The organism is Micromonospora sp. NPDC005553, from assembly GCF_042871765.1.
Taxonomy (GTDB): Bacteria; Actinomycetota; Actinomycetes; order Mycobacteriales; family Micromonosporaceae; genus Micromonospora.
In genome coordinates this window covers 60,297-73,160 of the sequence record NZ_JBIAJD010000001.1, presented here as the reverse complement: position 1 = coordinate 73,160, position 12,864 = coordinate 60,297, and the positions used below count along the sequence as shown (strand labels likewise).

The 12,864-nt window shown below is 72.6% G+C and carries 12 protein-coding genes; 5 read left to right on the top strand and 7 right to left on the bottom strand.

Annotation, left to right across the window (positions count from 1 at the left end; genetic code table 11):
* Positions 1-30: 30 nt before the first annotated feature.
* Positions 31-1,029: a tyrosine-type recombinase/integrase gene (locus ACFYPG_RS00385; RefSeq protein WP_387349228.1), complete on the top strand. Its 999-nt coding sequence runs from the start codon at positions 31-33 to the stop codon at positions 1,027-1,029.
* 41 nt (positions 1,030-1,070) lie between these two features.
* Here the strand turns inward: ACFYPG_RS00385 and ACFYPG_RS00380 are convergent, their stop codons facing one another.
* On the bottom strand, positions 1,071-1,442 hold the full coding sequence (locus ACFYPG_RS00380; RefSeq protein ID WP_355007515.1) for a VOC family protein: 372 nt from the start codon (positions 1,440-1,442) through the stop codon (positions 1,071-1,073).
* Positions 1,443-1,530: 88 nt separating this feature from the next.
* Here ACFYPG_RS00380 and ACFYPG_RS00375 point away from each other — a divergent pair, with 88 nt between their 5' ends.
* A complete protein-coding gene (locus tag ACFYPG_RS00375) occupies positions 1,531-2,376 on the top strand; it encodes an LLM class flavin-dependent oxidoreductase (protein ID WP_387349226.1) in 846 nt (281 codons plus the stop codon).
* A 7-nt stretch (positions 2,377-2,383) separates the two neighbouring features.
* Here ACFYPG_RS00375 and ACFYPG_RS00370 read toward each other — a convergent pair whose 3' ends face one another.
* Positions 2,384-3,559 (bottom strand): PQQ-binding-like beta-propeller repeat protein, encoded by a 1,176-nt coding sequence (locus ACFYPG_RS00370; RefSeq protein ID WP_355007517.1) that lies wholly within the window; start codon positions 3,557-3,559, stop codon positions 2,384-2,386.
* A gap of 30 nt (positions 3,560-3,589) precedes the next feature.
* Entirely contained in the window at positions 3,590-5,293 is a 1,704-nt protein-coding gene (locus ACFYPG_RS00365) for an acyl-CoA dehydrogenase family protein (protein WP_387349224.1), read from the bottom strand.
* Positions 5,294-5,440: 147 nt separating this feature from the next.
* Between ACFYPG_RS00365 and ACFYPG_RS00360 the strand changes: the two genes are divergently transcribed.
* Both ACFYPG_RS00360 and ACFYPG_RS00355 read left to right on the top strand, forming a co-directional pair.
* Positions 5,441-5,899, top strand: coding sequence for a hypothetical protein (locus tag ACFYPG_RS00360; protein WP_387349223.1), 459 nt, complete (start codon positions 5,441-5,443; stop codon positions 5,897-5,899).
* Entirely contained in the window at positions 5,886-7,091 is a 1,206-nt protein-coding gene (locus ACFYPG_RS00355) for a low temperature requirement protein A (RefSeq protein WP_387349221.1), read from the top strand. The genes ACFYPG_RS00360 and ACFYPG_RS00355 overlap by 14 nt, the downstream gene beginning before the upstream one ends.
* A 47-nt stretch (positions 7,092-7,138) precedes the next feature.
* On the opposite strand, the gene ACFYPG_RS00350 is transcribed toward ACFYPG_RS00355, so the two are convergent.
* The 4 genes from ACFYPG_RS00350 to ACFYPG_RS00335 all read right to left on the bottom strand — a co-directional run bounded on the left by ACFYPG_RS00350 (position 7,139) and on the right by ACFYPG_RS00335 (position 11,282).
* Positions 7,139-7,855, bottom strand: a complete 717-nt coding sequence (locus ACFYPG_RS00350; protein ID WP_387349219.1) for a thymidine kinase — start codon at positions 7,853-7,855, stop codon at positions 7,139-7,141.
* A 56-nt stretch (positions 7,856-7,911) separates the two neighbouring features.
* Entirely contained in the window at positions 7,912-9,303 is a 1,392-nt protein-coding gene (locus ACFYPG_RS00345; protein ID WP_387349218.1) for an MFS transporter, read from the bottom strand.
* Between the two features lie 19 nt (positions 9,304-9,322).
* Positions 9,323-10,090, bottom strand: a complete 768-nt coding sequence (locus ACFYPG_RS00340; RefSeq protein ID WP_355007521.1) for a glycerophosphodiester phosphodiesterase — start codon at positions 10,088-10,090, stop codon at positions 9,323-9,325.
* A 418-nt stretch (positions 10,091-10,508) separates the two neighbouring features.
* A complete protein-coding gene (locus tag ACFYPG_RS00335; RefSeq protein WP_387349216.1) occupies positions 10,509-11,282 on the bottom strand; it encodes a lysophospholipid acyltransferase family protein in 774 nt (257 codons plus the stop codon).
* A 162-nt stretch (positions 11,283-11,444) separates the two neighbouring features.
* Between ACFYPG_RS00335 and ACFYPG_RS00330 the strand changes: the two genes are divergently transcribed.
* Complete coding sequence (locus tag ACFYPG_RS00330; RefSeq protein WP_357258702.1) at positions 11,445-12,860, top strand: cytochrome ubiquinol oxidase subunit I; 1,416 nt, start codon at positions 11,445-11,447, stop codon at positions 12,858-12,860.
* Positions 12,861-12,864: the final 4 nt, after the last annotated feature.

Here is a 12,864-nt window from a genome sequence, read left to right as displayed (position 1 = left end):
ATCCCACCCGAGGCTGAGAGCCTTTTTCACATGGTGTTCTCCGACGCTCCGGTGCTCGCCCGCCCGTCCGCGCCACCGGCGCTGCCGAGCGGGCCGGTCGAGGTCACCGAGGCGTGGCTGCGCAACCGGCGGCTGTCCGAGCACACCCGAGACGCCTACCGACGTGACGTCACCGGCTGGCTCACCTGGTGCAGCGGGCACGACCTCGACCCGCTGCGGGCCACGTTCCTGCACGTCAACGAATACGCCCGCGCCCTGGAGAGCAGCCTCGGCACCCGCAGTGGCCGCCCACTGACCCCGGCGACAGTCGCCCGCCGACTCTCGGCGCTGTCCAGTTGGTACGACTTCCTGGTCAAACTGGGCGCTGTGCCGGCCAACCCGGTCTCTGGCGCCGACCGCCCCCGCGTCGACCGAGACCACTCCGCCACGGTCGGGCTCACCCCCGAGGAGGTGGACGCCCTGCTCAGCGCCGCCGACGCGGACACCGGCGCGACCGCCGTCCGCAACCGGGCAGCCCTCGCGCTCCTCGCCGACCTGGGCCTGCGGGTCGGGGAGCTGATCTCGCTGGACCTGACCGACCTCGGCACCGAACGCGGCCACCGCAGCGTGCGTTTCGTCGGCAAGGGCGGCAAACAACGCCGCCGCGCCCTCACCCCCGGCACCGGGCACGCCCTGGACGCCTACCTGGCCCAGCGGGCCGCCACCACCGGCGTGCCGGTGTCGCAGCTCACCGGCCCGCTGCTGGTCACCGCCAGCGGTGCCCGGCTGGACCGGCACTCGGTGTTCCGGATGGTCCGTCGGCTCGCCCGCGCCGCTGGCATCCCGGCCTGGGCGAAGCTGTCCCCGCACTCGCTGCGGCACGCCTTCGCCACCACGGCCCGCTCGGAGGGCGTGCCGTTGGAGGACGTGCAGGACGCCATGGGGCACGCCGACCCGCGCACCACCCGCCGCTACGACCGGGACCGGCACAACCTCGACCGCGACCCGGCCTACGCGGTGTGGGCGGCCCGGTCGCGTCGTCGCGGCTGAGCAGCGCGGGCAGCGCTGCCGCGGCTCTGCGTCCGCCCGCGTCAGCTCTGCGGGCGGGGGCAGATGCAGAACGGCTGCCCGATCGGGTCGAGAAGCACCACCCACCGCTCACCACCGGGCTGGAAGGCCGGCTTCGACGCGCCAGCGGCAACGAACTTCTCCTCCGCCGCCGCCAGGTCGTCGACGTAAAGATCCAGGTGGTAGCGCTTGTCACCGGTCTCGTCCGGCCAGGAGGGCGGTCGGTAACCCTCCACCAGCCCGAAGCCGATGGAGACACCACCGGAGCTGATCATCGCGTATTCCGGTTGGCTGTGGGTGACCTCCCAGCCGAGCGCCTCGTGATAGAACGCGGCGTGGCCGGCGGGATCGGAACTGTCGAGGTTGACCATCGCGAGGTCGGCAGAAACTGTCACGCCGGCAGTATGCCGCCGGGGCCCGACACCTTCGGTTCCGCGACACTCGCCGCGCCCCAGTGTCAGGCCCCCGCCCTACGGTCGGCGGATGAGACACGGTCTGGAGATTTCCTGCGGTGGAGCCTCGATCGCGGTGTCCACACTGGTCGAGCTGGGTGAGCTGGCCGAACGCGCCGACTGGGACGGCGTGTTCCTGGAGGACTATCTGATCCACTATTCCGGCGACGAGCCGTTCACCTACGACCCGTGGCTCGTCCTCGCCGCGATCGCCGGGCGCACCGACCGGGTGCGACTGGGCACCACCGTCACCGCGCTGCCCCGACGCCGCCCGGCGAAGTTGGCGCGGGAGGTCCTCACCCTCGACCACCTCAGCGCGGGCCGGGCGACAGTGGCGGTCGGTGTCGGTGACCCCGGCGACCGGGGTCTGGTCGCCTTCGGCGAGCAGACCGAGGTGTCCGTGCGGGCCGCGATGCTCGACGAGGGTCTCGACCTGCTGACCGGGCTGCTCAGCGGTGGGCGGGTCAGTCACCAGGGCACCCACTACCGCGCCGACGGGGTGTCGCTGCGGCCTGCGCCGGTGCAGTCGCCGCGGGTGCCGGTCTGGGTCGGCGGGAGCACCCAGGCCGGGGCGGTGCGCCGCCGGGCCGCCCGCGCCGACCGCATCGTGCCGTACAAGCTCACCGACACCGACGGGTGGTCCGACTTCACCCCCGACGAGGTCCACGACCTGGCGAACGCCCTGCCATCGACGCGCGCCGACGGTCAGCCGTTCGACGTGGCGATCGGCGGCCGGCGACGCCGTTCCGACGAACGCGCCGAACGGGCCTACCTCGGCGAGCTGGCCGCCGCCGGGGCCACGTGGTGGTTGGAGTTCGTCCCGGCCGGAGATCCGGCGACGATGCGCGCTGCCGTTACCCGAGGCCCCCTGCGCTGACCCGGGGTCAGGGGATGTCGAGGGGCCAGAACGTCACGCGGGCCGTGCCGTCGCGGCAGATCAACCCGGCGCCGACCCGGCGGCAGTCGGTCACACCCGCCGGGAGCACAGCGGACACCCGATGACCGTCGCGCCCCACCGTCGCGACCAGGGAGCGCCTACCGTCGGCCGCCATCCCCAGCACCACCAGGGGTTCCGTGGCGACCCGTGGGCCAGCGACCGTTCGCCAGCGCGCCCCGCCCGGCCACGTCCACACCCGCACCCCGCTGCCCGCGTCGATCGCCCAGCGTCCCTGCTCGTCCTGCCCGCAGAGCAGACCCTGGCAGGGCCGCAGGATCAGGTCACCCGGCTGCACCGGCGACCGCCAGCGCGGCACCAGCCCGGGTAGGTCGTAGCCGGTCAGCGCCACCGCACCGCCGCGTGGGTGGCGCAGCACCAGGTGCGCCCCGACGACCTGGGGATTGTCCGGGCCGTAGTCGGCCGGCGGAAGCTGTCCCCGCCCACGTTCGGTGCCGTCGCGGGCGTCGAGCAGCCGGACCAACCCGTCGTCCTGCACCAGCAGCACCCGCCCAGGCAGGCCGGGCAGCGCCCGCAGCACCGCAGTGGAGGGCAGCGGGACCGACCACCGGGTCGCGCCGGTGGCCGGGTCGACGCCGTGCACCGTGCCCTCGACCCGCCGACCCGGTTCGGAGGCGCTGCGCACCTCGCTCACCGCGACCGCCGCGTCCCCGGCCGCGTACACCCGCTCGGGTCGCCGCCACACCGGCTCGCCGGTCCGCAACGACCGCCCGGTGGTCATCCGTGCCCCGAGCGCCTGGTCGCGCTCGACCAGCAGCAACACATCACCGGCGACCTCAGCGGACCACCCGGCGGCGGGCGGCACTGTGACCCGCCACCGCGGCGGGCCGTTCGGCGCGACCGAGTCGTAGGCGCTCAGCGTCGGCGGGTTCGGCTCAGGGTCGACGACCAGCAGCAGCGGCCCCGCGCCCAGCACCGTCGCCCGGGCGGGCAGCGCCGGCCCGGACTGCGGCGTCAGGCGCGCGGCCGGGGCGGCACCACCGAGCAGCAGGACACAGGCCGCCACCAGCACCGCCACCCGCCAGCGGCGGGACACCTGCGGCGGTGGGCGGCGCTCCTCCAGGGGCGCGCCCCTGTCGTCACCCAGCTCGATCAGCACCGACATGGCGTTCACCCGTCCGCTCGCGCCGACCGGTCAGCAGAGCAGGTCGAGGTGATGGTGGGCGTCCTCGGCGATCTCCTCGTGCCGCAGCCAACGGCGCGCCCACAGCCGGGCGGCCAGCTCCGCCTGCTCGTCGCCCCACGTGGCGTGCTCGACGAGCAACGCGGTGGTCAGCGCGTACGCCAGGCGCAACGCCAGACCGCGGGCACCCGCGAGCACCGCCGGCGCACCCGGTTCGACGGTCACCGCGGCGATGGTCTCCGCCAACTGCGCGGCGGCGGTGGCCAGGGTGTCGGCCAGCACCGGCGACAGCGGCCGCGCGAGGTCGACGGCGGCGGTCAGCCGACTCAGCAGCGGCGTCCCGGCGTCCTCCCGGGTCAACGCGCGCAGCACGTCCAGGGCCAGCACATTGGTGGTGCCCTCCCAGATCGGCAGCACCTGGGCGTCGCGCAGCAGGCGGGGCACGCCGGTGTCCTCCACGTAGCCGGCCCCGCCGAAGCTCTCCACGTACTCGCTGGCGGAGCTGACGGCGAGCCGACCGGTGGCGAGCTTCGCCAACGGTGCCACGATGCGCAGCTCGGCCGCGGCCTCCGGGTCGGCGCCGACCTCGACCCGCCCGAGCAGGGCGAAGGCGTGCCCGGCGAGAGCGAACGCGCCCGCCGCGTCAACCGCGAGGGTGCCCAGGGTGGCCCGGTGCAGGGGCGAGGACACCAGCGGGCCGCCGGCGACGTGCCGCACCTCGGCGTACGCGCGGGCGTAGGCGAGACCCCGTCGCATCCCGCCGGCCGCCGCCGCGGCGTTGTGCACCCGGGTCACCACGACCAGAGTCATCGCCCGGACCAGACCGGGCACCGCCGGGTCACCCAGCGGGAGGGCGTACGCGTCGCGCAGGCCGATCTCGGCGGTGGGCAGCGCCCGGGTGCCCAGCTTGTCCTTGAGCCGGTGCACCGTGACACCCGGTGCGGGTGCGCCGGGCGCCGCGCCGTCGGCCAGCGGTGAGTCGACCGCGTACCGGGGAACGAGGAACGGGGCGAGCACCCGGCTGCCCCGCCCGGCGCCCTCGGGCCGGGCCAGCGCCACCGCCATCGCCGCGTCGGCGGCGGAGCAGAACCACTTTTCCCCGGTCAGCCGCCACGAACCGTCCGCCGCCGGTCGGCCGAGGGTGCTGGAGCGGCCCAGATCGGAACCGCCCTGCGACTCGGTCATCCACTGCCCGCTGGTGATCGCCGTGGCCGGGTCCGTGGAGATCAGCCGGGGCAGCCACGTGTCGCGGACCGTGGCATCGACGTCGGGCGTGCTGAGCAGCGCCGCCGCCCCGTCGGCCATCGCCACCGGGCAGGAGAACGTCGCCGACTCCGGCCCGTAAAGGTGCAGCAGGGCGTGCTGCACGACCCGCGCGGCGGCACCCCAGGTGCCCCGCGCGTCCGGCAGGTAGGGCAGCGCCACCACGGCGTGTCGGGCGGCGGCGGCACGTTGCGCCTGCCAACCGGCGGAGGTGTCGATGCGATCGATCCGGGCACCCCACGGGTCGTAGCGGACCAGCGTCGGCGGGTTCGCCTCGGCGTCGGCGTGCGCCGCGCGCAGCGGGCCGGTGACGTCGGCGGCCAGGTCCGCGAGACGGCCCTTCGCGGCGGCGTGCCCGCCCGGGCCGAGGTGACGCTCCAGCCAGGACCGCAGCAGACCATCGCCGGCGTACGGGTCGACGGGGGGTGGTACCGGCTGCACGAAGCGGCTCATCGATCGGCTCCTGGCACTGCTCGGGGGATGTGCGCCGACGGTAGACGATGCGGGGCCGCCGCGAACAGGGCACACCCGCCCATCGGGCGCACCCAGTTTCCGGCTTGTCGCCCGTCGGCGTGACCGTCTTCTCTACGGTCGGTAGTCGTGGGTGCGGGCCAGTCGTGGAGCCGACCGGCCCGGCGTCACCGCCCGATGCGCACCGGGTTGGCGTTCGCCGGGTTCGGCGTGGCGCTGTGCTGCGTGGGGGTGGCCGGGCTGGGCGCCTGGAACCTGCAGACCGTCCGGCAGGCCGCCGGCCCGATCCGGGAGACCGCCGACGGTTTCCTCAGCGAGGTGGCCCTCGGCGACAGCGACCGGGCGTACGAGCGGCTCTGCGAGGACGCGCGCAGCCGCTGGAGCGAGATCGGCTTCACCAGTTGGGTGCGGACACCACCGATGGTCACCGACTACGAGATCACCGACGTGTCGGTCGCGACCCGCAGCGGACGACCGCAGGGCACGGTGACCGTGAAGGTAACCCGCGACGGCGGGCTCAGCGAAGAACGTCGCCTACCGGTGGTCCGTGAGGACGGAAGCTGGCGGGTGTGCGGTGACCCCTTCTAGGCCCACGGTCGCCGCCCCGCTACGCCCACAGTTGCTGCGACCGCGCGAGGGGGTGCAGCCGACCACCTCGACGGAACTCTTCTTCGACCTCGTCTTCATCTTCACCATCACCCAGCTGTCGCACTACCTGCTCGCGCACCTGGACTGGCGGGGCGCGGGACGTACCGGCCTGTTGCTGGCGCTGGTGTGGCTCGTCTGGGTCTACACCACCTGGCTGACGAACTGGCTGCAACCGGACCAGGGGCCGGTGCGGACGATGCTGATCGGGGTGGGGCTGGGCAGCCTGCTGTTGTCGGCGACGATCCCGGAAGCGTTCGGCTCGACCGGCCTGCTCTTCGCGCTGGTCTACGTCATCGTGCAGGTGGGACGCACCCTGTTCGCGTTGTGGGCGGTGCAGGGCAGTCCATGGTTGGTGGCCGGATTCCAGCAGTCGCTGCCGTGGATCACCGGAACGTCGGTGCTCGTGGTCGTCGGTGGCCTGGTCGGCGGTGCCGCCCGGGACGCGGTGTGGGCGACGGTGATCGTGATCGAGGTGGTCGGCCTCTCGATCGGCTATCCGCTGCCGCGACGGGGACGCAGCCGACCCGAGCGGTGGATGGTGGAGGGCGGGCACCTGGCCGAACGGTGCGCGGCGTTCGTCCTGATCGCGCTGGGGGAGTCGATCCTGGTCACCGGCAGCACCCTCACGTCGCACGTGAACCTGGTGACGTCCGGGGCGTTCCTGCTGGCGTTCGGCGGTTCGGTGGCGCTGTGGTGGGTGTACTTCGCCCGCTCGGCCCCGGCGGCCACGCAGGTCATCGCCCAGGCCGGGGAGCGTACCGGCGCGTTGAGCCGGGTCGCATTCAACTTCCTGCACCCGGTGATCGTCGCCGGTGTCGTCGTCGCGTCGGCGGCGGACGAGCGGTTGCTGCGGGAGCCCGGCGCGCCGGCCACCACTGTCGACGTACTGCTCACCCTGGGGGGTCCCGCGCTGTTCCTGGCCGGGCACGCCGCCTACAAGGCGCTGCTGTGGCGGATCCTGCCGATCAGCCGGGTCGCGGCGGTGGTGGTCCTGCTGGCGCTGATGCCGACAGGTGTGGTGCTGGGGGCACCCGTCGCGGTGTGCGCCGCTGTGGCGTTGGCGGTGACGGTCGCCGTGATCCTGACCGACCGGTTCCGGGTGCGGGCCGACGCGGCCCGGCCGTCGTCCTGACCGTCCGGCGCACCGGGTCGGTTCCAGCTACAGCGGTGGTGGGCGCCTCAGTCGCGGGGGCCGAGGTCGCCGCTGCGGTAGTGCCGGCGGCAGAGCACCTGGTAGCGCACCTCGGCGGTGTCGACGGTGTCGCCGATGACGACCTGGGCGCCCTCACGGACGACCCGCCCGTCGACGACGCGGGCGTTGAGCAGCCCTTCGCGGCCGCACCAGCAGAGCACCTCGACCTGGATGCGAGCCACCTCGTCGGCCAGTTCGAACAGGCGTTGCGCGGCGGGGAACATCCGCGACCGGAAGTCGGTGGCCAGGCCGAACGCGAACACGTCGACGTCGTAGCTGTCGACCAGTTCGGCCATCTGCTCGACGTGCTCGACGGTGTAGAAGCACGCCTCGTCGCAGATCAGGTAGTCCACGCGTACCCCGTCGGCCCACCGGCCGCGCACCAGGGCCCGCAGGTCCAGGTCGTCGGTGACCTCGATGGCCTCGTGGGCCAGGCCGATGCGGGTGGTGACCTGCGGTCCCAGCGACCGGTCGATGCGGGTGGTGACCAGCCCGCGCCGGCCCTGCCGGGCGTGGTTGTAGTTCATCTGCAACGCCATCGTGGACTTGCCGCAGTCCATCGGCCCCCAGAAGAACTTCAACGCCGCCGCGTGCACCGGCCGCCCGTCGAGCCCACGCGCCGCCGCGCACGCGGCCGGAGCGTGCGGCTGGCCGGGGAACGGATGGGCCAGGCAGGTCGGGGCGGTGGTGGCGTCGTCAGTCACGGTCGGGCAGCCTAGCCGATCGGCCACTCCTGATCTGTCGGGCGCGGGACGCGTGCTCAGAGTACCCGCGGTGGCGTGTTGCCGGCGGCGACGATGGCACGGCGCATCGGTACGGCGGCGAGGAGCAGGAAACCGACCACGAAGAAGATCAGCAGTGAGACCAGGCCCACCCGGTAGGAGGAGGTGAGCTGGAACACCAGGCCGAAGGCGAGCGGGCCGAGCCAGCTGGTGCCCTTGTCGCTGATCTCGTAGAAGCCGTAGTACTCGCCTTCCTTCCCGGTGGGGATGAGCTGGCTGAACAGCGACCGGCTCAGCGCCTGGCTGCCGCCCAGGACCAGGCCGATGGCCGCGCCGAGGACCATGAACGGCACCGGCGCCTCGGCGGGCAGCCGGAACGCCGCGATGATCACACCGGTCCAGAGGACCAGGCTGAGCAGCACTGTCTTCCACGCGCCGATGCGCCGGGCCAGCGCGCCCAGGCTCAACGCTCCGCCGAAGGCGAGGAACTGCACCAGCAGGATGGTGATGATCAGGGTGCTCTGCTCCAGGCGCAGTTCCTCGGTGCCGTACTGGCTGGCCAGGGTGATGACGGTCTGGATGCCGTCGTTGTAGACCAGGAAAGCCAGCAGGAAGTACAGCGTCAGCGGGTACGCCTTGATCTCGCGGACGGTGCGGCCGAGCTGGCGGAACCCGTCGGTGAGAATGTTGCCGCCGCCGGCCGGTGCCGCCGCCGGCGGGCGCTCACGCAGCCACCGCAGCGGGACCAGCGTGAACAGCGCCCACCAGACACCGGCGGACACAATCGACCAGCGGGCCAGGTCCAGGGTGCGTTGCGGGTTGTCACCGTCGTCGAGCAGGGTGATCGCGACCAGGTTGAGCGCCAGCAGCAGACCGCCGCCGAGGTAGCCCAGCGCCCAGCCGCGACTGGAGATGCCGTCGCGTTCGTCGGGGCCGCCGAGCTGCGGCAGGAACGAGTTGTAGACCACGATCGCGGCGCCGAACGAGATGTTGGCGACCAGGAACAGCGCCCCGCCGAGCAGGTATCGGTCGCCGGTGACCAACGCCATCGCGATGGTGGCGCCGGCGCCGGTGAACGCGGCACCGCCGAGCAGCCGCTTCTTGTGCGCCGACCGGTCCGCTATCGCCCCGATGACCGGCAGCACGAACACGGTGAGGAACACCGACAGCGAGATCAGGTACGGGTAGTAGGACCCGGCGGCGACCTTGATGCCGAGCGGGTACACGAAGCCGTCGCACGAATCCGCACCCAGCTCGCACCCGGCCGCCACCTCGGCGACAGTGGTCAGGAACGGGCCGAGGAACACGGTGATGACGGTGGTCTGGAACGCGGAGTTGGCCCAGTCGTAGATGTACCAGCCCCGGCGCTCCCGGCGGGTGCTCGCGGGAGGCGGGGTGTCGTCCACCGTGGGGGTCACGGTCTCGGCCATCGGGGGTCCTTGGAATGGCTCAGGCGGCCCAGTGGCCGCGGCTGCGGTAGACGTCGCGCAGCACGCCGACGTGATCGGTCATGATGCCATCCACGCCACGATCCAGTAAGTCGTGCATCTGGGCGGGTTCGTCGATCGTCCAGACGTGCACCTGCAGGCCGATCCGGTGGCAGTAGTCGAGGAACCGGCGGTCCACCACCGGCACCCGCCCGTAACGCGGCGGCACCTGCGCGGCGACCACCGACGGCGGCAGCCGCAGCGGACGCCCGTGCAGGGAGGCCAGCCGCAGCCGGGCGACGCCGCGCATGCCGAGGCTCGTGGCGACGCGTCCCTCGGTGAGCGCCCGCAGCCGGGTCAGTCGGGCGTCGCTGAACGAGGCGAGCAGCACCCGGTCGCCGGCGCCGGCCCGGGTCACTGTCGCGACCGTCGGCTCGACGCCGCCGTCGGCCTTCACGTCGATGTTGAAGCGGACCTGCGGCCACGCCCCCAACACCTCGTCGAGCCGGGGTACGACGGCAGCGCCGCCGACGCGTACGGAGGCGAGGTCCGCCCAGCTCATCTCGGCGATGCGCCCTGCCTCGCCGGTGACCCGGCGCAACGTCGGATCGTGGAAGATCACCGCGACGCCGTCGGCGGTGGCGTGCACGTCGGTTTCCACGTACCGGTAGCCGAGCCCGATGGCCCGGGCGAACGCCTCGGTGGTGTTCTCGTCGCCCTCGGCGGCGCCGCCACGGTGGGCGAACGCCAGCGGCGCGGGCGCGTCGAGGTAGCCGAATCGGGTCAACACGCGACGCAGTATGCCCGTCGCCGGTGGAGCGCGGGTGGCCTGCCGGCGAAGATCATGCCTGGGACGCCGGGGAGGCGGCACGGGTGGTTGCCGTGGTCGGCAGGCGCGACGTCGGCATGCCAGTCGGCCGCACGGTCCCGCCGGACCGGCCTACGGCCCCCACCTCCGGATGCCTGTCCTTCGTCCTTTGCTCTGCACCCGCGGAGTCGACAGTCACCTTCAGTAGCTGGTGCCTCCGCGGGTGCAGAGCAAAGGACGCGAAGGTGGTGTTGGGGGGCACCCGGCTGACCTCGGTGCCGCAGCCCCCCGGCAGACCGTTCCACCCGGCGCCCGACCCGGCTTTCCGGCGCCCGTGCGGGGTCTCCGGGCACTGGCGCACCTCGACGTCGCGGCAACCTCGGCGGTCGCGGCGGTGGCCTCAGCCTGAGTGGCGGCGGTGGGTGCGGCTGAGGTCGATGGGGCGTCCGGGGTCGACGTGGCGGGGCCGGTCGGGTTCGTCGGGGCGCAGCGGGGCGAGGGTGTCGGTGAGAGCGTCGATGATCCGGTCGGTGGCGCGGCGGGCCGCGCCGGGGTTGGCGGCCGCCGTCTCGCCCAGGTCGACGGGGGTGCCGAAGTGCACCCGGACCACCGGGCGGCGCCACAGCGAGCGGGCGATGCCGCGCAGCATTCCGCGGGGCGCCTGGTAGGGCAGCACCTCGTGCGAGCCCCACTGGGCGACCGGGACGACCGGGGCGCCGCAGGCCAGGGCGAGGCGGGCGGCACCGGTCTTGCCGCGTTCGGGCCACAGGCCCGGGTCCAGGCCGATGCGCCCCTCGGGGTAGATGAGGATCACCGAGCCACGCGCGACGGCCGTGGCGGCGTTGTCGAGGGCCTGGTGCACGGCGCTGGTGCCCCGGTCGACCCGGATGTGCCCGGCGTGGCGCATGGCGGCGCCGAGCACCGGGGCCCGGAACAGCCCGGCGGTCGCCATGATCCGGGGGGCGACGCCGCGGGTCTGGCAGGCGGCGGCCATCACCAGCGGGTCGAATGGGCTGATGTGGTTGGCGGTCAGCACCAAGGGACCGTGCCGTAGGTGCGTCGGGACGTCGCCGGTGACCTCGAGGCGGGCGAGCAGGCCGACCAGGCCCCGGGCCAGCAGCAGGGCAGCGCGCCAGATCAGTGGCGGCTGCCAGGTGGTGTGTGCGGTGTCCATCAGCGCGCCATCGTCGCACGCTCCGGCGGGGCCGCGAGGGCGGGTCGGGTGATCAGGGTCATTGGTCCCGGGCCGTTTCGGGCCACAAGGCCCTGCCCAATCCTCTACGACGAGCAGTAGTATTTACTACGTCTCGTAGTACGGATCGTTGGGGGTTTTCAGGTGGACGCGTTGGACGTTGCCCGCTGGCAGTTCGGTGTCACCACCGTCTACCACTTCCTTTTTGTGCCGCTGACCATCGGCCTCTCCGTGCTGGTGGCCATCCTCCAGACGATGTGGCACCGCACCGGCAACGAGCGCTACCTCAAGCTCACCAAGTTCTACGGCAAGCTGTTCCTGATCAACTTCGCCATGGGTGTGGTCACCGGCATCGTGCAGGAGTTCCAGTTCGGCATGAACTGGAGCGACTACTCCCGCTTCGTCGGCGACATCTTCGGCGCACCCCTGGCCATCGAGGCGCTCGTCGCGTTCTTCCTCGAATCCACCTTCATCGGCCTGTGGATCTTCGGCTGGGACCGGCTGCCCAAGCGGGCGCACCTGGCCAGCATCTGGGCCGCCGCGATCGGCACCAACCTGTCCGCGTACTTCATCCTCGCCGCGAACTCGTTCATGCAGAACCCGGTGGGCTACCGGATCAACCCGGACAGCGGACGCGCCGAGCTGACCGACTTCCCGGCCGTGCTGACCAACAAGGTCGCCCTGATCACCTTTCCGCACACCCTGGCCGGCTCGTTCCTGGTCGCCGGGTCGCTGGTCGTGGCGGTCGGCTTGTACCACGTGATCCGCAACCGCGACTCCGCCGACACCGGCGCGTACCGCTTCGCCACGAAGTTCGGCTCCTGGGTGGTCCTGGTCGCCTCCGCGGCCGTGCTGTTCACCGGCGACATCCAGGGCAAGATCATGACGGACGTGCAGCCGATGAAGATGGCCGCCGCCGAAGGCCTCTACACCACCGAGAGCCCCGCCTCGTTCTCGGTGCTCACCATCGGCAGCCTGGACGGCAGCCGCGAGGTGTTCGCCATCAAGATCCCGTACCTGTTGTCGTACCTGGGCACCGGCGACCCGAACGGCACAGTGCACGGCATCAACGACCTGCAGGCCCAGTACGCCAGTCAGTACGGCGCCGGCAGCTACACCCCGATCATCCCGGTCACCTACTGGAGCTTCCGCTTCATGATCGCCTTCGGGATGGCCGCCGCCGCGATCGCCCTGCTGGTGCTCTGGAGCCAGCGCAAGGGCCGCACCCCGAGCAGCAAGTGGCTGCTGCGCGCCGGGCTGGCCATGCCGGTGCTGCCGCTGCTCGCCAACTCCTTCGGCTGGATCTTCACCGAGATGGGCCGCCAGCCGTGGATCGTCTTCGGCGAGATGCTCACCCGCAACGGCGTGTCCCGCAGTGTCTCGCTGGCCGAGGTCCTCACCTCGTTCACCGCGTTCACGCTGATCTACGCCACCCTCGCCGTGATCGAGGTCAAGTTGCTGCTGCGCTACGCCAAGGCCGGCGTACCCGACGTCAGCGAAGAGCACCCCATCGACGACACCCACGACGACGCCGAGCGCCCGCTCGCCTTCGCCTACTGATCCC